9 protein-coding genes are annotated in these 20,836 nt (G+C 35.5%); all 9 read left to right on the top strand.

Annotation, left to right across the window (positions count from 1 at the left end):
- Positions 1-26: 26 nt before the first annotated feature.
- Positions 27-1,817 carry a type VI secretion system tip protein VgrG gene (vgrG, locus tag GMC_RS0109785; protein ID WP_010521964.1) on the top strand — a complete coding sequence of 597 codons (1,791 nt, stop codon included), beginning with the start codon at positions 27-29 and terminating at the stop codon, positions 1,815-1,817.
- Positions 1,818-1,823: 6 nt separating this feature from the next.
- The gene (locus GMC_RS0109790) at positions 1,824-2,114 is read left to right on the top strand and encodes a PAAR domain-containing protein (protein WP_010521965.1); all 291 of its coding nucleotides are present in this window, start codon (positions 1,824-1,826) and stop codon (positions 2,112-2,114) included.
- Positions 2,115-2,125: 11 nt separating this feature from the next.
- Positions 2,126-2,548, top strand: coding sequence for a GPW/gp25 family protein (locus tag GMC_RS0109795; protein ID WP_010521966.1), 423 nt, complete (start codon positions 2,126-2,128; stop codon positions 2,546-2,548).
- Between the two features lie 7 nt (positions 2,549-2,555).
- Positions 2,556-7,532: a baseplate J/gp47 family protein gene (locus GMC_RS0109800; protein ID WP_138940604.1), complete on the top strand. Its 4,977-nt coding sequence runs from the start codon at positions 2,556-2,558 to the stop codon at positions 7,530-7,532.
- Between the two features lie 23 nt (positions 7,533-7,555).
- The gene (locus GMC_RS0109805) at positions 7,556-14,524 is read left to right on the top strand and encodes a baseplate wedge protein (protein WP_010521968.1); all 6,969 of its coding nucleotides are present in this window, start codon (positions 7,556-7,558) and stop codon (positions 14,522-14,524) included.
- A gap of 5 nt (positions 14,525-14,529) precedes the next feature.
- On the top strand, positions 14,530-16,404 hold the full coding sequence (locus GMC_RS20680; protein ID WP_010521969.1) for a contractile injection system tape measure protein: 1,875 nt from the start codon (positions 14,530-14,532) through the stop codon (positions 16,402-16,404).
- A 76-nt stretch (positions 16,405-16,480) separates the two neighbouring features.
- On the top strand, positions 16,481-19,444 hold the full coding sequence (locus GMC_RS0109815) for an eCIS core domain-containing protein (RefSeq protein ID WP_010521970.1): 2,964 nt from the start codon (positions 16,481-16,483) through the stop codon (positions 19,442-19,444).
- A 23-nt stretch (positions 19,445-19,467) separates the two neighbouring features.
- The gene (locus tag GMC_RS0109820; RefSeq protein ID WP_157998159.1) at positions 19,468-20,016 is read left to right on the top strand and encodes a hypothetical protein; all 549 of its coding nucleotides are present in this window, start codon (positions 19,468-19,470) and stop codon (positions 20,014-20,016) included.
- Positions 20,017-20,027: 11 nt separating this feature from the next.
- Positions 20,028-20,720, top strand: a complete 693-nt coding sequence (locus GMC_RS0109825; protein WP_010521972.1) for a hypothetical protein — start codon at positions 20,028-20,030, stop codon at positions 20,718-20,720.
- The last annotated feature ends 116 nt before the right edge of the window (positions 20,721-20,836 follow it).

Raw genomic sequence — 20,836 nt, forward strand, 5'->3', positions numbered from 1 at the left:
GTAGTGACTAAAAATTTGAATCTTGTATGAAGGATAGAGAAATTCCCGAAACGTCAACGCATGATGTATCCACCTTTGATATTATAATCGATGGTCAGGTAATTGATCAAGCTTATCAAGTAATGTCAATTTCAGTAGGTAAAGAAATTAATAAAATACCTACAGCACGTATTGTGCTTCGTGATGGAGATGCCGCCGAAGAAACTTTTCAAATCAGTGAGCAGGAAAACTTCATACCAGGGAAATCAATAGCAATCAAAATCGGGAAAGACCGTGATAATGAACAAGTATTTCAGGGGCTTATTATTAAACATGGGATTAAAATAAAAGAGAATGGTGAAACCCAATTAACTCTTGACTGTAGGGATGCAGCAGTAAAAATGACTTTAGGAAGACATAATTTTTATTATGAAGAGCGTACGGATAGCGAAATCATGGAGGAAATCATCTCTAGATATCAAAATTTATCCAGTAATGTACAAAGCACTTCAATTACTCATTTGGAAATGGTTCAATATCATGTGACTGATTGGGATTTTATGCTCATGCGGGCAGAAGCAAATGCGCAACTGGTATTTGTGAACGATGGGGAAATTAACATAGCGCCTCCTCAAACCAATAATGAACCAGAAATTGGAGTACTTTATGGATCGACTTTAATTGATTTTGAAGCCGAAATGGATGGAAGAAATCAATGGAAATCTGTAGAAGCAAAATCATGGGACTATGGCGGACAAGATATGTTTGAGAGTAGTACAGAAAGTGTGAATATTGATGAACTGGGAAATGTAGCAGGACAAACATTGGCAAATGAATTTTCGCCAGAAAAATTTGAGTTACGGCATTCGGGTCAAGTGATTGCCGAAGAATTGGAAAATTGGGCAACGTCTACCTTGCAAATCAGTAGATTGTCAAAAATAAGAGGACGCGCAAAATTCAGAGGATACACTCCAATTAAACCGGGTCATATGATAGACTTACAGGGTTTAGGTACTCGTTTTACAGGAAAAGCATTTGTATCAGGTGTAAAACAAATAGTGCAAAATGGATCCTGGCAAACGCAAGTGCAATTTGGATTAAGTCCTGAATGCTTTGCTAAAAAATATCACGATATTATATCCCCACCAGCGGGGGGGCTCATTCCAGCAATTCAAGGATTGCAAATAGGAAAAGTGGTGCAGCTTCAGGATGATCCAGAGGGTGAAAACAGAATTTTAGTGCGATTACCAATTGTTGATAATTCAGCTCCAGGAATTTGGGCAAGGATTGCTACGTTGGATGCAGGTGTAGCAGCTGATGGTGTAGCAGGCAGAGGATCTTTTTTTCTGCCAGAAATAGAAGACGAAGTTATTGTAGGATTTATTAATGATGATCCGCGCGAAGCCATTGTACTCGGAATGTTGCATAGTTCGACAAAGCCTGCTCCCTATGAAGCGCAGGATACCAACTTTGAAAAAGGATTTACTACCAAAAGTGGCATGCGTTTGCTTTTTAATGACGAAACAAAAACGATTATTGTAGATACTCCAGCAGGGAATAGTATAATATTGGATGAAGATACTACCTCAATTACCGTAACTGATCAAAACGATAATGTTTTAAAGATGGAATCTTCGGGTATTCAAATGAACAGTCCAGGGGATATCACTATTGAAGCAAGCGGAAATTTAAATCTAAAGGCGGGTATGGATGTGGCTACACAAGGGGTAAATATTGCAATGCAAGCGCAAGCCACTATGGAAATTAAAGGAGCTTCTACCTCTGTTTCTGCAGATGGAATTACGGAAGTTAAAGGATCAATTGTGAATATAAATTAAAAAGATATGCCAGCAGCAGCAAGAATTTCAGATATGCACACTTGTCCAATGGTGACAGGAACGGTTCCTCATGTAGGAGGACCAATTGTAGGGCCATCAGTACCAACGGTTTTAATTGGAGGTCAGCCCGCAGCAGTAGTTGGTGACATGTGCGTTTGCAGTGGTCCTCCAGATACTATTGTTAAAGGATCTAGTACCGTATTTATTGGCGGGAAACCCGCAGCAAGAATGGGTGATACCACAGCACATTCAGGAGTAATTGTTCAAGGACTACCCACAGTGAATATTGGGGGTTAATTTTAAATAAAATGAACTCAGATAAAGCATATTTAGGAACTGGATGGTCATTTCCACCTACGTTTGATAAAGAAACAAATACAGTACAAATGGTTAGTGCTGAAACTGATATTGAACAAAGTTTGGAAATATTACTGTCTACAAGTTTGGGAGAACGCGTCATGCAGGTAAATTATGGCTGTAATTTAAAAGAGTATCAGTTTGAAAATGTAGATAATGCACTATTGGGTTTTTTAAAAGATTTGGTAGCGCGTGCTATTTTATATTTTGAACCCAGAATCCGTTTGGAAAGTATTGACATTACGGAAGCCAGCTCTTTTGACGTCATACAAGGGATATTAAAAATTAACATCACTTACCGTATAGAAGAAACCAATACACGGAATAATTTTGTATACGATTTTTATTTAAGGGAACTCGATCAAGGAGTATAAAATATAAATGATGAAAAAACCATCCATGATTTCACATCCCTTAATTAATAGAACAGGGATTAGCCAAAGAACACGCATTATAGCGGAACTTCAGGAAAAAGCACCTGAAATAGATGGGAGTACTCTGGCAGATCAGCTTTACAGAATAAGTCAGTATGCGGAGCATATTAACTTCCCTCAATTGCAAACGGATCAAAATGGAAATACCTACAAACAAGTAGCTAGTTGGAGTTCTTTTTTCAAAGATAGTTTACCATTTCAACTCGCTTCAATAAGTAAAGTTTCTTCGGAAAAAAATCAAAGTGAATTTGAATCGCTGATGAGTGTTTTCAAGGAATTTCCTTCAGCAAAAACGGCTGAAGCGCTTTTGAGATTTGTCATGGATACTTTTATTTACCCTTTGGATGCTTTATTTAAAAAGGTAGTGATAGGAAATAATAGTTTTTTGACCCCATTAACAGCAATTGTAAAAACATATTATAATGAGTCATTAAAAGATTTTATTAAAATAGCTAACGCCAGCCAATTGTTTTTGGGAGTTTCTAAAATCAATTTTATGCCTTTAACGCAAACACCTTGGCAAATCCCAATTGCAGAAACTTTCAATTATGATTTAAATATTAAGCAAACGCGAGGTGGCAAAAAAGAAGCATTTGCAATTACGGCGGATAAATTAAAGACTCTTTTTTTGCAATTTCAGTTGGGCTATGCAAAAGTAATTGCAACCGCTTCACAATATATTGAAGAAGCAATATATCCTCTTCAGGAAACATATCAAAAGAAACATACGCCACATTTGGGTTTGATTTTTGCCTTTTTAGAACTTTTTAAGCACCTTCAGGGAGATGTAAATAGCTTAACAAAAAGACATTTAGATTTTTTTTATAAAGAAGTATTACAATTACAGCCTAAAGAGGCCATACCAGATCAGGCGCATTTGATTTTTGAAATAGCAAAACATTTGGACAGCCTGATGTTGGAAAAAGAGTTATTATTAAAAGATGGGAAAGATGCCAACAATCAGAATATTATTTTTAGTCTAGATCATGACTTGATAATTGATAAAGCACAAATTAAATCATTAAAAACCTTAGCAGTAAATACAGTAAAAAAAGCACCAGAGTTTATTGAGGGGGTTTATATATCGCCAGTAGCTAACTCGTCCGATGGACTGGGCGCAGCATTTCCTGAAGGGCAACTTACCAATTGGTCAACTGTAGGAGGAAAATTTGGTAAAAAAAAGATATCGGGGAGTACGTTACCAGAAGAATTGCCCTTAGGGCGATTAGGATTCGTATTAGCATCGCCCGTATTACTGTTACAGGAAGGAGAGCGAAATATACAAGTAACCTTATCCTGTGGTAACAACTCATCAGTATTAGATGGAACCACAGTTGATTTAGATATGATCAAAAATAACCTGGAAGCTGTAGAAAATTCATTGTTCTTATGTCATTTTAGTGGTGAAAAAAAATGGCTTCCTACAGAAATAGCTTCGCTGAGTATTCTAAAGAGCAATGATGAACAGCTTTTAATTTTTCAAATAAGTATTCAATTAAATGTGGAATTCCCAGCGGTAGTTTTTTACAACGAAAGCATACTTAAAGATAAATTTGATTTTAAAACACCTACTCCTGTTCTTAAAATAGAACTAAACCCAGAGGCATATATTTCGCTTGAAAATAACACGATCATTGACGCTTGTAAGTTAAAATATAAGAATGAATCTGGTTCAAAAAAAAATCAAGTGCTACCTCAAGTCGTATCGCCATATCATTATTTAAGATTTTTAAAATTAATGGAATCTAATATTGAGGTAAGCGTTTGTGGGATAAAAAATTTAATAGTTCAAAATGATGAAAGTGTCTTAAACATAAATAGTCAAATGTTTCCTTTTGGACTACGCCCTAACGTTTCAGGTTTTGATCCGATGAATCAGTTGGCAGAATATCCTGAACCTAAAAATACAACTGATAATGGAGTTAAAAAAGATGATGATACTGTAAATCCATTTGCATGTACTAGCGAGAATCCGCAAGATTGTTTAGGTCCAAGTTTTTATATAGGAAGCAAGGAGGTGTTGTTTAAAAATTGGGATTCGCTTCGGGTAAATATTGAATGGAAAGAAAAACCTAATGATTTTAGGGATCATTACAAGGCATATATAAAAAGAGTAGCCGGAATGGCTGACGGTGGCACAGGAAATGACAGGAAGAATACTATTTTGGATCAACTGGGACTAGTAGAGGAAAATTTTAAAATAAAAGTAGATCATTTGCAAAATGGGTCATGGAATCAGCTAATTGACCGAATGGAATTATTTAGTAAGTCAAACCCAAATTTTTTAGATGATTTATCTTGTGTAAATCAATCTAATTTTGCTTGGGAAATTACGAATAATAATGCCCAAAATACGTACGTAGATTTTGATCAGGAACTCAATTTTTTTAAAACCTCTATCAATGGCTTTTTAAAATTTACGCTAGCGGATCAGGATTTTTTGCATGAAGAATATCCTTTTGTGTTAGCACGTCAAATGTTGGCTTACGCGTTTTCAGCGCAAGGCGATAAATTGTCGGATGCTATTTATGTAAAATCGGATCGATCGGTAATTCAAGCAAGTCAGGATTTAAACGTAAATGCTAATGCAGAAAATAGTATTGAGCAAGCTTTGGCAAATGCCAAATTTCTAAAAACAAATCTTACTGAATTAGTCAAATTTGTTACAGATAATAATGGTGCCATTTCATTAGGACTAAAAGCTGTAAATGAATTGGTCATAGCAGCGTGTGAGGAGTACAACAAAACAAATAGTCTCGATAATTTGGCTGTTTATGAAAGTGACTTAAACTCATTTAATGTTACGTTAACAGGTCTGGTCAAAGATATTATACTAATCAGAGATGAGTTGAAACCAAATGATGATGACAATAATAGAAATTTGGGCGAAACGCTTACAGATTCTATTTCAATTGCAAATGAAACTTTAGATACTTTTTTTGAAGATTTACTAGCTATTATTCAAGATCAAAACACAGGTTTGAATAAAAAGGTAGCTGATGTTGTAGCCCTTTTAAATGATACAAATAACGATTTGGATGATATCAAAGGACCAATCGGTGAAATTGATACTCAAATTGGAACAATCGTAAATTTAGCGAATGCCAATAAAGACCCGTTGAATGGAGATGGATTAAAGACTAAAGTAGCCGCTGTTAAAGATGCCTTTGAAGCTATTTCAAGTTATATTACCGCTAATTTTGATACAGTAGTCAATCAATTAACGTTATTAGTTAATCCTCAAGATATCCCAGGTGATCAAGATACCTTTCAGGAGCTAATCAACCAATTTGGATTTATTAAAACTGATTTTCAAAATTTGAGCACCAAGATAGCTGGTTTGTGTTCAGGGAATAATTTGGATGATTTAATTTTAGATTTTGAAGCATTTGTAAGAGGTATTCTAGGGCGTTTGGACGATAAAAATGAAAATACCACTGGCGAACTTATTGATCTTTCCACATCTGTAATTGAAGTAGTTGAAGAGTTAAATAAAATTTTTGTTGATACAGGTATTTTAGATTTTTTATCGGACGATGCGCTTCAAGCACTAATTCCTAATGAACCCTGGACGCCAACTATAAAAAATTTATACATCGATTACACTGCAAAAGCAGACAACGATCATATTGATATCGTTCACCTTTATCCCTTCGAAAGTTCTGCAAAGCTTGAACGGATTGAGCAAAATCCAAGTCTGTTCCCAATTTTTGATGATGAAGGTACGCTGTTTGTAGGTTTAGATACATTGACTCCTGGGGGAAATCTTTCCTTATTATTTCAATTGGCAGAGGCAACTGCGGATTCGGAAATAGACAAAGCAAATGTTGAATGGTTTTATCTGTCCGATAATACCTGGAAAGTACTAAGGCCTGATTTCAATATTGTTTCCGATGATACTAAGGGATTGACTGTTTCTGGGATTATAACTATTGCTATACCTCAGGATATTACTAATACAGGGAATACTCAAATGCCAGAAGACTTATTTTGGCTAAAAGCAACGGTAAAAGAAAACGCTAAAGCCATTGCGGAAACCTTAGGAATACACACTCAAACAGCAAAAGCTTCGGCACAAATTAGCAAAAATAATGATACACAAAGATTGAGTGCTGCACTAGCACCAAAAAGCGTGGACAAATTATTGAAAGCAAATTTTAGTATAAAAAAAGTACAGCAACCTTATCCAAGTTTCGGAGGAAGACCACCAGAAGCAAATGGTCATTTTTACACTCGAGTGAGTGAACAATTAAAGCACAAAGGGCGCGGGGTTATGATTGAAGATTATGAGAAAATAATACTGGAAGCGTTTCCTGAGGTATACAAGGTAAAGTGCATTAGTCATACCATGGGACTTTCAGCAGTAACCTATCAAAAGGATTTAGAAGTTGCACCTGGCTTTGCGTTAATTACGGTAATTCCTGATCTTACAAAGCTTGTTTCAGGAAATCAGTTAGCACCAAAGTTGCCAGTCAGTATTTTGCAAAACATTGAAATACATATTCGTAATCGTATATCGGCTTTTGCCAGAATCAAAATTATGAATCCGCGCTATGAGCCATTGGATGTTACCATTAGGGTACAATTAAAGCGAGGTAAATCTGTAAATTTTTATCAAAAAAAACTACAAGAGGACGTTACCAATTATTTAGCACCTTGGTTATTGGAAGGTGCAGAAAAAATTAGCTTCGGAATGCCAGTAATGTATTCAGACGTGGTAGGTTATGTGGAGCAGCTAGATTATGTCAATTTTATTAAAAATTTAGTATTGGAAGGAGGTAGTGATCAAAAAGGAAATATAATATATCCGCTTACGGCCAGATCGGTGATCGGTCCAGGCGAAATTTGTGTAGAAATTGAACAGGAATTCTGTTCAGAAGAACAGGAAGTAGGATCGAGTAGCAGTATTGCGAATCCATCTTAAAAATCATCCGAATAATTGTTGATATGCCAACTATTGAAAATACATCAAGTACCGTTGTTACGCGAAATGATCCAAATATTTCGGAATATTTGGATTTTGAAAAATTGCGTGCCGAAGGTTTTAGTCATATAGCCAATCTTTCAGGAAAGATTTGGACGGATCATAATATCCATGATCCAGGAATAACCATTTTGGAGGTATTGATTTATGCTTTAATGGATTTGGGATACCGTACCTCATTGCCATTTCAGGATATTTTGGCTTCGCAGAAAGGAAATGCAGTTTCGGATAATTTTTTATCTCCCCTCGAAATTTTATCTATAAATCCGGTAACTAATACTGATTATAGGAAGTTGTTTTTGGAAATTGAAGGAGTGCGCAATGCTTGGATAACACCAGTGGCACAAGAGCAAAGTTTATACTTAAATAAGAAGCAGTTAAATGTTTCAACCGGCAATTTTAAAATAGAGCTTAATGGATTGTATGAGGTGGTTATTGAAAAAGATAAAGGGTATGCTGATAAAGAGTTGTCCAAAGCAGTAAAAAAACTGTTTTCGGAATACAGAAATTTGTGTGAAGACTTGGAAGTTGTAAAGGTGCTACAATCATCCGATGTTGGTGTCTGTGCTAATATTGAGGTGCATCAGGGAGTAGATACGCAAAAAATATATACCGATGTACTTAACAAAATTAGAAATTATATAGCACCTCAAATACATTTCTATACTCTAAAGGAGTTATTGGATAAAGGTAAGGGCATGGACGAAATTTTTGCAGGTAGGCCTTACCTCCAAAATAGTGCTGGATTTATCGATACCAACGAAATAGAGCAGCACCAAAAAAGAGATCGAATATATCTTTCAGATCTGTATAACGAAATACTTTCGGTGGCAGGTGTGCGAAAAGTGAAGGAAATTTCCTTGAAAATTGAAAATGGGATGACCAAGCTTAGTACTTGGGAGTACCGAATTAGTCAGGGTTATGCCCCTTATTTTTCAGCGGAAAATACTTGTATTGAATTATTTGATACTAACGGAAAATGGAGTGTTGATACCTTTTCAGTTTTGAGCAAAAGCACCCTGTCTGAAAAATTCACACAACCTTTGGAAAATTTGAATGCATCCGTTGCTAGCGGAACTGCAAAAGAGGATTTCAATAAGCATTACTCAATTCAAAACGATTTTCCTGTGGTTTATGGTATTGGGACAGATGGTTTGCCAGATAGAACCAGCCAGACAAGGAAAGCTCAGGCGATGCAACTAAAAGGATATTTGTTGTTTTTTGATCAATTATTGACAAATTATACGGCGCAACTTAATAATATTAGCACGCTTTTTTCTCTAAAGTCAGAAAAAGAGATACTGGAAAGCGATCGTAAAAGTTATTTTACGGATATGCCAACTGATGTTGCAAACATTGACGAGCTACTTTCTTTTTTTGAGGATGAGTCGCTTCATAAAGGTTCCGTGCTAGCAGTTCCAATTGTAAATTCAGCTGAGGTCCAGCATACATTGCAAAATCTAGTGCATAAAACCAATCAGGAATTTCGAGTTGGTAATTACTGTCAGGAAAAAAATTACGATCAAGAAACTCAGGTAAGTTTTAGCTCATCAGTACTACGAAACGCAATAATTAATCAATATGTAAATGCCTTTTCCAATGAAGATTACGATACCGCTATTTACAAGGATCGCAGAGGGTATTTTTTTGTATTATCTGTGGATAAACTAGCAGATAGTATACTTGTTGGAGTCCATCGAAGCCACAGTCACACGGAGGCGTTGCAGCAAGCACAAACGGTGCAGTATTTGGGGAGAAGCACAAAAAGCTATAGGCTAGTTACTGATACTTCGGAAGCTAGTTTAGCCAACAAACATTTTTTTGATATCGTATACAATCCTGTAGCTTATACTTCGGTTTTACAAACGCTTACCGAAAGCAAGGAGACGTATCAAACAAGAAGAAAACAATTTTTAGATCACCTTTTGGCGCGTTTTGGTGAACAATTTACAGATTTTTCATTACTTCACTATCAAAAAAATACCTCAGAACACGGAGTTTCTGCAAAAGAAAAAGAAATAGCATATCAATCGGATTACGTAAATACTTTTGCAGATCTTAGTCGAAATAGAGGGAAAGCATTCAATTATCAAAAAGAAGCTTGGAATACAGATAATGTTTCAGGTTTGGAAAAACGGGTGTCTGGATTGTTAGGGATTGAAAATTATAAGCGCCGTAATCTTTGCAATTTCGAAGTTACCTCATCTTTCAGAATAGTAATTCGAGATTATAATGACGCTATTTTATTCCGGAGTAATAAGGGATATCAGACCAAAAAAGAGTTAACAGAGGATGCGAAAAAAATAATCTTGCAGCTCAGGAATCCTTCTAGCTATGATCAGCTGGAAAGAAGTTTGTATGGTTTTGATAGCAAATTAGCGCAACACCTGTATTCCAGTGTGCCAAGTGTTAAAAATAGTGTCATCACTAAATACACTTACCACCAGCAGTTATTAAATTTTGAAAAACAAGTAGCAATTCGAAGTGCTAATGACAAAATAACTTCGAAAAAAAACGCTCTTGAAAGCCAAGCAGTGTTTATAGAAAATAGTAATCATCAGCAAGTAAAAATACCAGCGAGTAATGGTCAGGTATATCGCTTTTTGGCATTGGAAGAAACAAATAAGTATATAAATGCCAATGCTTTTGACATTGAAATTGAAACTATTAAAACTTGGAAATGGCATGTTTCGGAACAAATTGGAAACAAATTTAAATCTTGTGAAGGCATATTTAATGGGTATGAAGATACTTGGGATGATTTACTTAAGAAAACCACATTAACAAATTATCTAACTACACATGATGTTGCTTTTCAATGGGAAATAGCCATTTACAATGGGGTAACTATTATCGGGGTAGCTACTTATCCAGACGCGCAACGTGCTGTAACTGGCTGGAGACAAGCAAAAGCCTTGGGGGTTACGGATAAAAATTACGCACTTGTTGAAATAGAAGGAATCATTTATTTACAGCTAAAAAATGAGCAAGGTCATGTAATTGGGAGGTCAAATCCATTAGAAATAGCTTTTGAAAAGAATGAGCTTGTAAAATCATGTATTTCAGTATTTAAAAAAAATACAATTGTACCAAACTACCTGCAAGTTTCAGATCAGTTTGGATTTCAGTTGTTGGATAAAACTGGAGATAGGTTGCTTGTGAGTTACTGTGTTTATAATACATCAAAATTGGCAGTGAAACAGCTTGAATCGGTGTTTACACGGGGTAAACTCAAGGGGAGTTACATAAAGTCAGGGGATCCAGGAAATTCGATTTATCAATTCATTTTATTGGACGCTTCAAAAAACTTTTTTGCAATACCACCAACTCAATTTGAAACAGTAGCAGATCGTGCCAAAGCTTTAACTACGGTTATAAATTACTTTAAGAAAAATGAACTCCCGGTTAAGGTAGCGGAAGAGCCACGCACATATATGTGGATCATTTCAAAAGAGTGCTCAGTTTTATTACAATCTTTTGAAAAGTTTGCTTCCGAGCAAAAAGCAAGAAATAATGCTGACAGTACGCTGGTAGCTGATGTTTTAACTTCGGACAGAAAGCTATACTTGCAAAATAGCTATCAATTTGAAATTGTAGCTACCCCTGTACAATTTCAGTTCATTTATGGAATTACCAATACCCAAGATAATTTTATTCCATTAATGAAAAGCGCGGCTACTTTTAAAACAAATGAAGATGCGCAGAAAAAATATACTGAATTTGCCAATCAGCTATTAGAAATTTCTTTTAAAACAAATGACAAGGGATTTATTGAGGTTTATACTCCAAAAGCTAAAAGTCCAGTAACTATTTTAATAAATAAGAAAGATGAGACGTTAAAAGAAATTCAAAAAGTCACTAAGTATTTAAATACTATTTATACAAAGGATTTTCAGCCTAATGAAAAAAACATTTTAGAAAAATTGGTTGAAAACAATGAGGAACGATATGAATGGCGATTTTGTCAGAAAAATCAACCGATTGCCATTTCTGTTCAAAAGCATCGTGATCGGGACAGTGCTTTGGTTTTTAAATCTAAAATATGTGATGTTAAACCACCAATTGATTTACAAAATCAACCTCAAGGTGATGAAATTATTAATTGCCCTGTGCTAGATTCTAATAAATTTCATTATCAGGTCAGTTTTAGTGATGCTAAGGGTAGGACTTTTATTTTGATTAGTTATAAAGGATATGCCAATAAAGAAAAAGCACTGGACGCTTACAAAAATGAATATTTATCTGTAATAGCACTTGCTAAAGATCCAGAAAATTATGGAAAAGATGGGCGTATTAGTTTAGTAGAAAGTTATAGTAAGGAAATGGTTAAAGAGTGTAATTCCAATGCTATTTTGGCTGTTGTGCCTACCTCTATAAAGAATTTATTTACGGAAGTACTACACGCATTTAGCACAGCAAATAAGTTAGAAGTTACAGACACTGTTTTACCTGTCCCTGATAAAGGTAGCAGTACGGATGCTAACGTAATTACTTATTTGAGTGGACTAGCAGCTCAATATCCAATACAGAAAAAAGTTGAAATTTTAGGACAAGAAAAAATTCAAACTTTTTCGTACCACGCTACTCAAGTAAACTTTACAATAGTACCAACCAAAGGTACTGATATTGAAATATCAAAAATTTGGGAAAGTACAGCGGAATTTGATACTATAGAAAAGGCGATTACTGCTTATAATTTTTTCTACAATTTAGCAGGAACAGCTAACCATTGCATGGTGACTTGTTTGGCCGATCAATTTTATGTTTCTTTAACCGAAGTGCTTTTGGAAAGCAGTGTTGATTATGGAAGTGAAAATGAAGCTTGGGGAGCGTCCGAAGTAAATTCAACGCCTTTAAATGGAGGGCTGAATGCTTTTTTGGAAGCAGCCGAAAAAGACTCCAATTACATTCCTTATTGTGACCAAAGCTATTGGAAGTTTAAAGTAGTTTCTGATGATTATTATTTGGTCGATTATGCCAGTAGTTTCAATTCAAGAGCTGCAAGGGATCAACACATGGAAGATTGGGAACAAAAACTCGGAGATCTTGATTTCAATAAATACATAACTCAAAAAGAAGATTTAGAAAAAATTGTCGGTGGCGAAGCATTTCAATTTCCAGCAGCAGCTGGGTTGCATATTGATCAAGGTTTTTGTGAGTTTATGTTTTTGCTTCGCAAGGGAATTGAGGTGTCTAAATATCAGGCAGCGCAACGGGAAGAGACATTAAAGCGCTACCTTAATGAAACATTAAAAAGTTTTCCTGAAGGCTTAAATTTTGTAAACGCTCTATTTAATCGAACTGAAGTTTATGATGTGTTGTTTGATGTGGTTAATCGTTTCCCGGTGTTTCAGGGAACTCAAGGGTATCAATATCGCTTGTGTATGCAAGAAAAAAATACCAATATTACTCCTCAAGGATTAATGCCTTTTGATACGAATAAGGACGATAATGAGGCGCAATTACATCAAAATGTTCTATTTCCTTTTGAAAGTGTAAATACTTATCATAGTGCCAATGAAGCCCTGCAAGCATACTATCAATTTCAGGAAATAGTTGAGCTTAGTTCACCAGTTTTTACAGCAGAACCAATTGAAAAAACAGCATACGGATCGTATAGTTTTCAAATTATCAATCCTCAGAAAGTATTGGCTTACCATCCGCAGATCTACAATACATTATTGGACGTAGAAAAAGCAACCGATCGTACCAAAAAAAATGTGCGTTCTATGGGAATGCATTTAGTAGAACACTTATTATTGCGACCTAAAAATAAAGATCAAGATGAGTCAGATGGAGATGAAAAATTAGTCAATAGTAATTGCCTTTTGCCTGTTTGTCCTGAAGTTGAGTGTAAATTGGATTGGCAAACATTTCTGTCAGAAGGAGATCCGTGCCTTACATCAGAAAATCGTCCGGTAGTTACTTATATTCCAGGGAGTGATCCCTATTCCTTTTGGGCAACTGTGGTGTTGCCATCATGGATAGCTCCTTTTAAAACAACAGCACAACGTAAAGTGATTGAAAATGTATTACATAGGGAGGCACCTGCGCTGGTGGGTTTAAATATCAAATGGCTTAGTCCTAGGGAGCTTTGCAATTTCGAGGCTGTATATTACAATTGGCTGATTTGGGCAAAGAATCCTGAAAAAGACACTACTATTTGTGTTACTTCAAGCATAACACCAAATTGTCAAATGGTAGCGCTAATAGGTAGTTTGCAATCCGTTAATCCTTCTGCGGAAGCATCATTGGCTACAGCATCGTGTAATTGTAATAATGATAATGTATCTGCTAATGAAGTTTTAGATTATGTGGATCAAAGTATTTTTTTGGGCAATAGTTGTAATGCAAATGACGATTCAGGCGGTGGAACAAGAGAAGAACAAATTGAAGATGAGACACTAATAAATGATGAGGTGTCTGGTGAAGATAGTAGTATAGTACCTGTAACTGGTGATGTAAGTGTTAGTCCAATAACAAAAGATGTTGGTTTAACACAAAAAATTAGTGAAAGACGCGCAAGATATCAACAGCAAATAGCAGAGTCTTATCAAGGGACTGGAGTGCGAAAAACTTCCAGTTACAAGCGGGTTGAAGCATTTGTGGCTGCTAAGGCTACCATCCCAAAATATAAAAACTTGATGGCTTTTTTTATTCGCTACAGCTTGCAACGAGACAATAGTAATTATAACGCGTATGCCTTCTTTTTAAAACAAGCCACATTTCATTTATTGGATACTTTGTGTTGTGCTCCCACTAAGTCAATTAGCAGTAAGGATACGGAGCGCCTTAAAGATGAATTTAAGGCACTCAGAGAAAAAGGCATTTCAACAGCCAATTGGTTTGCAGAATGGAATCATTATGAAATTATATCGACTGGAAAACCAAATTTAGTTATTGGAGAAATAGATGATTTATTATTGACTTAAGAACAATGAGGCAAAAACATTTGATAAATAAGCTAATTCTGGACTTGGTGATACCCACCGACAGGGATAGCTACACCTTACAAAGTCAAATAAGTCGCTGGGTTCAAAAAGAGCTAAATCCACGTATTGCAGCTTTGTTGGATAGTTTGGTTGATAAGGACACCCATATTTTGATTGATCAACTTACGGTAAATCTTAATTCATTTGATTGGAATGAAGAAAATTTAGAACCTATATTGAATGAAATATTGCACATTATTAAGCAGCAGTTAGTGAAAAGTCTGCAACAAAATGAGAAGCTATATGTTGACAATAAAAGTGCACGTTTTACAAGTTATAATAAACACATTGGATTTCAACATACTCAAAGTTACACTTCCGATTTTTCAAAAAATCAGTACTCAGATTATCGAAAAAAGATTTTTGAAGAAAAAGATAAGAATACAAAAGATCAGTATTTGGGTTTTCAAAAGCAGCCATTGAATACGCATTATTTTAATATTTGGTTGCATTGGTTAGAACATGGTAACTTTTCATCTGATTATTTAAAGCCTGATCAGGGTTGGATGCTTTTAGTGTTAGAAGCTTTGGCAGTAAATGAGTATTGCCTAAATACTTTGCAACGGTTAGTGGTTTCCAAGCCAATTGCTTTAAAACGGTTGATTTTGCAACATACACCTGAAGATTTAAAGTCTATAACCGAAATATTTTCGGGATATAATCAAGGGGAGCTTAGTATAGGGATTGAAGCCATTAAACAATTTTTTAGCATCGATTTTGAAAAGTTTGTACTAGGTAATTTTAAAGACATAGAAACCTATTTGTTAGAACCTGTAAAATTTAATGTACGCACTATTGAAACTCAAGCTTGGACGGTTGTATTTGAACAAGTAATTGGACAAAAAAAGCGATTGCCATCCGAAGGGCTTTGTGTTCAGGTGCTACATCATTTTATAAATCAGGATAAAGCATGTATAAACAAGCTTTATGTGTGGCATGTAGTACACGATCAGCCAGAAATTGCAGCACCTTTTTCAGGGAGTAATTCTGAAAAACAAATGGTAGCAGCATGGCAAAAAATAATGAATAACGAGCTTATTCAACAGCAAATCCAAAAAATAAATAAAAAGATTGAAGATAACGTTTCTCACGGAAGTGCAAAAAAGCCGATCAGTTATGGGGATAATTCAGGCTTGAATTTAGATAAAATGTTACCACAAAATATATCAGCAGAGCAAAATAAAGAGATTGTTCGAGCTAATGCTCTTGATGAAAATAAGCTTGTATCAAATCAAAATCCTGAGACTCCGGAAATTTTAAAAACGGTTGATCAAAGGTACGCGGAAGGAGAAATTACCTCAATTTCTGAAATTTTGGAAGAGCATCATTATTTTGAAAATGCCGGAATTGTTTTGATACATCCCTTTCTTACTACATTCTTTAAAAAATTAAAACTTACTGAAGCTGGTGATTTTAAAAATATAGAATGCAGAAGCAAGGCTGTTTTATTGTTATACTATTTAGCCACGGGAGTGTCTCAAGCTAAAGAATATGAGTTGACATTAATGAAGTTTTTGTGCAATATGCCAGCAAATGTTCCACTGGATTATTTATTCATACTTACTGAAGATGAGATAAATGAAGCCGATCAACTTTTGCAGGTAGTTGTAGAGTATTGGAAAGCTTTGGGAAAAACATCGCCAGAGGGCTTGCGAGAAGGATTTTTATCTCGAAATGGTAAATTGATAAAGAAAGATAAGGGTTGGAATTTACATATAGAACAAAATGCACTGGATATTTTATTAAATCGGTTGCCATGGAATATAAGTATTATAAAATTACCCTGGATGAAATCAATGTTACAAGTAGAATGGGCATAAAATTGAAAATATAACATGAGAAAACCCCAAGACCAAAATTTATTTAAACATAAAAACAATTAATGTACAGGACTAGTTGAAAGTAGCAGAGGTACAAAATAAAAGCACCACCGTAGCAAATCAATTACAAGCAAAGCGGCAACCTTTTTTTAATAAAGAAGGGAAGGATAGTTTTTTTTCAAAATCAGCGGAGTCTTCAGAAGCATTTTTTAATAGTACGAGAGTACAGTCAAAGTTAACGATTGGCAAGCCAAATGATAAGTACGAAAAGGAAGCTGATGCTACAGCGGATAAAGTAATACAGCGTTTAAGTGAAGTAAATACTACTCTTATTTCCCGCTTCGGAGGCAACGGGGCTGTACAGTCAAAATGTAATCATTGCGAACAAGAAGATAAAATACAAAAGAAGGAAGAACAAGATGACCTTTCCACAATAGATGCTGAGGTGCCGCAAAAACCGATTTTTGAGAGTAATGGCGAATCTCCAGAAGTACATACTAAATTCGAAACCACACCAGTAGTTCAGAAAGTTGCGATGGCTGAAGCAACGGATAAAGAAATACAAGAAAAGGAAGAAGAAGTAAGTGAGGAAACACCACAACTTCAAAAAAAGGAAAAAGAAAAATCTCCGGAAGAGGAACCTCCAATACGGCTGAAAGAAGAAGAGCAAACTTTACCCGAAGTTCAAGCCAAAAGCGAGGAGAGCACTACTTCATCTAATTTAGAGTCACAACTAAATAGTTCAAAAGGAGGAGGAAGTTCGCTACCATCAGCTACTCAAGAAAGTATGGGGTCTGCAATGGGAGCCGATTTTTCAGGAGTCCGAGTGCATACTGATAGTAATGCCGTTCAAATGAATCAAGATTTAGGTGCACAGGCGTTTACCCATGGTAGTGATATCTACTTTAACGAAGGCAAGTATAACACCAATACCACAGCAGGAAACCATTTGTTAGCACATGAGTTAACCCATACGGTGCAGCAAGGTGCAGCGATTCAAACGAAGCCACAAAGGTATCAGCATACCCAACCTAAAGTACAAGGCGTATTTGGTAGATTATGGAATGCAGCCAAAAGCGTTGGGCGCACTGCTTGGAATGGGGTGAAAAAAGTAGGTAATACTGTTGTCAAAACCGTTTCCAAAGGTGTCGATTGGATTTTGGGTAAAATTTCACCAATCCTTAAACGTATTCCAGGCTATACGTTGTTGACGGTCATTTTAGGAAAAGATATTATTACTGGCGATGCTGTACTGCGAGATGGACCTAACCTTATCAAAGGGTTTATTGGGTTAATACCAGGAGGTCATGATCTATGGGCTAAATTGGAGAAGTCCAATATGATTACTAAAGCATTTGGCTGGTTAGATGGTCAAATAGCACAACTGGGATTAAGCTGGGCTTCAATTAAAACAGCCTTTAAAACCGCAGTTTCATCCTTGTCAATTGGAGATGTCTTCAGTCCGATCGAAGCATTTAATACTAAAATTAAACCCATATTCGCTTCGATATTCGCCAATATTCTAACCTTAGCGAAGAAAGTAGTTAAAAAAGTCGCCGAATTTATTTTAGAAGGCTTTCTAAGATTAGCGGGGCCAATGGGAGCCAAAGTGATGGAGATCCTGCGTAAAGCAGGAGATACTTTTTGGACCATTGTTGGAAATCCCATTGTATTTATTCATAATCTAGTAAAAGCTGTGGGTGGAGGGATTCGTCGATTTGCCACTAATATTCGCAAGCATCTCATAGGAGGATTAACTAGCTGGTTAACGGGAGTCATGGGGGATTTACCCATCCAAATGCCTCAGGCTTTTGATGTGAAAGGAGTACTTCATTTAGGATTACAAGTTTTAGGAGTTACCTGGCAGAATATTCGTCATAAGCTGGTCAAGCGTGTGGGTGAACCTTTGGTGAAAGCAGCTGAAACGGGAGTTACCATAGTACAAAAGCTAGTGAATGAAGGCCCAATGGGACTTTGGGAAATGATTAAGGAAAAAGCAGCCGAAATCAAGCAAAGTATCATGGAGGGCATTCGTAATTGGGTAATTACACGTGTAGTGCAACAAGGTATTATAAAGTTACTCAGCTTTTTGAATCCTGCTGGAATCTTATTAGAGGCTGCAAAAGCCATTTATAATGCAGTAACTTTTTTTGTAAACAACTGGCAACGTATTTCTGATTTTGTTAATTCCGTTTTTAGTTCAATTGGTAAAATAGCAATAGGAAATATAACGGCAGCTTCTGCTTTTATAGAAAAAGCCATGGCAGGAGGAATTCCTATCATCCTCAATTTTATCTCTCGAATGATTGGACTTGGAGGTATTGGAAAAGCGATTCAAAATGTACTCCAAAAAATTAGAAAGCCGATTGATAAGATTGTTCGAAAGGTAATTGATTTTGTGGAGAAGCGGGTAAGAAGCCTCTATCGAAAAGGTAAGATGAAAGTGAAAGAGGGGGTTACTAGCTTTTTCCAGTGGTGGAAACACAAAAAGCATTTCATGGCCAAAGATGGGAGTTCCCATAAACTTTATTTTAAAGGAGATGGAGAAAATGCAAAACTTATGGTGGCTTCATTTAATGGAGATACCGTGGAAAATACAATTACTACAAAGAAACAGGAGTTTAAAGATTTAAAGGGGCAGCAAAGAATAGAATTTGATAATGCAATTAAAACCGTATTGACAAAAATTCCAGATATTGAAAAAGATCAAGCTGGACTTAGGAAAAACAAAGGAATATTGAAAAGAACTAAAAGACCAGTCAAACAGAAAGAATACTTGGATAAGATAAAAAAGGGGGCAGCTATATTAAAGAATCGCATAAATAAATTAGTAGATCCTCTGTATATTATAATGACAGGGCACGAGTCTAAACCATACCCTAATGTTAAATATCCTAGGTTTTCAAATTCGGGTATAGTAAAATTAAATTCTTCTGTTGAGTTTTTAAGTAAAAAGAAAAACAAAAAGGCTCTAAAACTGGTTCACATAAGGGAAATTTGCATGGTTGGAATATTATTACAGAGAATAAGCTTCAACTAGGTCAAGGAGGAACTTATGTTAAAATGCATATTATATCTGAGCAATTAGGAGGTCCTGCTGTAAATACGAATCTTACACCAGCACCTTCATGGACAAACCGGAAATTTTATGAAAAAGTTGAGGCGCCTGCAATTAGAGCACTTAATCATGGAGATCTAATTTGGTATGATGTATCTGTAAGTTATGGGCATCGAGTGGCCAACAAAAAATTTATAGACAGCTTATCCGCAAAATATGGCGCATATGAATACGACGGTACATCTAGTAGTTGGAAAAAGAAAACTACCAATTTAGCAATTTACAATGCCAAAATACCAGCCCCTAGAATATCCCAAACAATAATAAATATTAATAGGGAAATAGATAAAAATGAGATACATAGAGCATTAAAAGTCTCGAAATCATTAGCAGAAAAAATAATTAATTATAGAAATCAACAAAAAGCGATCAACCCTTCTTTTAAATATAAAGCTTTGAATTTTGAAGCTACCATTAATACCCTTTTTGCACCAAGAAATATCCTTAGAACAAATATCAATGAGGCTATTACGCAGGGGAGGGTTCATTTTTAAAGAGAATATATATGAAGTATATAAAATTTATAGATAAGATAAGGCACTTAAATGATCAAGTACATCATGAGTCAATCCATTTGGTAGAGAATAATATTCATTTGGATACTTTTACCGAAGTAACCGAACAAGATCGAGATATTGTTTTTAAAGACTTAGCAGATAGTTTTAAATTGAATTTGTCACCTACTTTAAAAGAGATAATGATTCCTTTAACTATTCATCTTTGTTGGCATTATGAATTGGATGGAGTTAAAGAAACAGGAGGAGAATTTAATCTGAAAAGAACACCTTCTTTATTTAGCAATACAGCTATTTCTGCATTTAAAGATGCGTTAAATCCATTTGAAAAAGAGCTTTATATGGAGGGGTATCGTTTCTTTGACGGACATCCACATGCTGGTGATACCCAAGTATTTTCGATCTTGTTACAGGATGATAAAATAGCTCCCAATGTTTATTGTATTGATTTAAAAAGCAAAGAGTTGAGTTCGATGGAGATTGATTATTTTCAATATCTAGATCATGCTTTATTCTTAAAAGGACTCTATGGTTGGCAGTATTTGTTTCAAGATATAGATTTTAGAGAATTTGAATTTGAGACCTCAAATATTGGGAGGCGAATTAGAGATTATCCTAAATTGTTTTCGGAAAGCGATGTGAGTGAGTATTTAAAAAGGTATAAGGATAGAGGTGGAGAATAATCCCTCCTTCACTCTCGCTAGTGTCTCGCTACAATTACTAAAGATGGTTTTTTAGAAGAGAATGAGTGAAGTAGTACTGCTTAAATTTTAAACAAAGAGTGAAACATTAAGGTAGA

This window comes from Aquimarina agarivorans (genome assembly GCF_000218485.1).
Classification (GTDB): Bacteria; Bacteroidota; Bacteroidia; order Flavobacteriales; family Flavobacteriaceae; genus Aquimarina; species Aquimarina agarivorans.

Bases quoted from the DNA above. Each gene is read 5' to 3' on its own strand.
- GMC_RS0109795 (WP_010521966.1), top strand. From the start codon at position 2,126: ATGAACTCAGATAAAGCATATTTAGGAACTGGATGGTCATTTCCACCT.
- GMC_RS0109790 (WP_010521965.1), top strand. From the start codon at position 1,824: ATGCCAGCAGCAGCAAGAATTTCAGATATGCACACTTGTCCAATGGTG.
- GMC_RS0109825 (WP_010521972.1), top strand. From the start codon at position 20,028: ATGAAGTATATAAAATTTATAGATAAGATAAGGCACTTAAATGATCAA.
- vgrG (WP_010521964.1), top strand. From the start codon at position 27: ATGAAGGATAGAGAAATTCCCGAAACGTCAACGCATGATGTATCCACC.
- GMC_RS0109800 (WP_138940604.1), top strand. From the start codon at position 2,556: ATGATGAAAAAACCATCCATGATTTCACATCCCTTAATTAATAGAACA.
- GMC_RS0109805 (WP_010521968.1), top strand. From the start codon at position 7,556: ATGCCAACTATTGAAAATACATCAAGTACCGTTGTTACGCGAAATGAT.
- GMC_RS0109820 (WP_157998159.1), top strand. From the start codon at position 19,468: ATGCATATTATATCTGAGCAATTAGGAGGTCCTGCTGTAAATACGAAT.
- GMC_RS20680 (WP_010521969.1), top strand. From the start codon at position 14,530: ATGAGGCAAAAACATTTGATAAATAAGCTAATTCTGGACTTGGTGATA.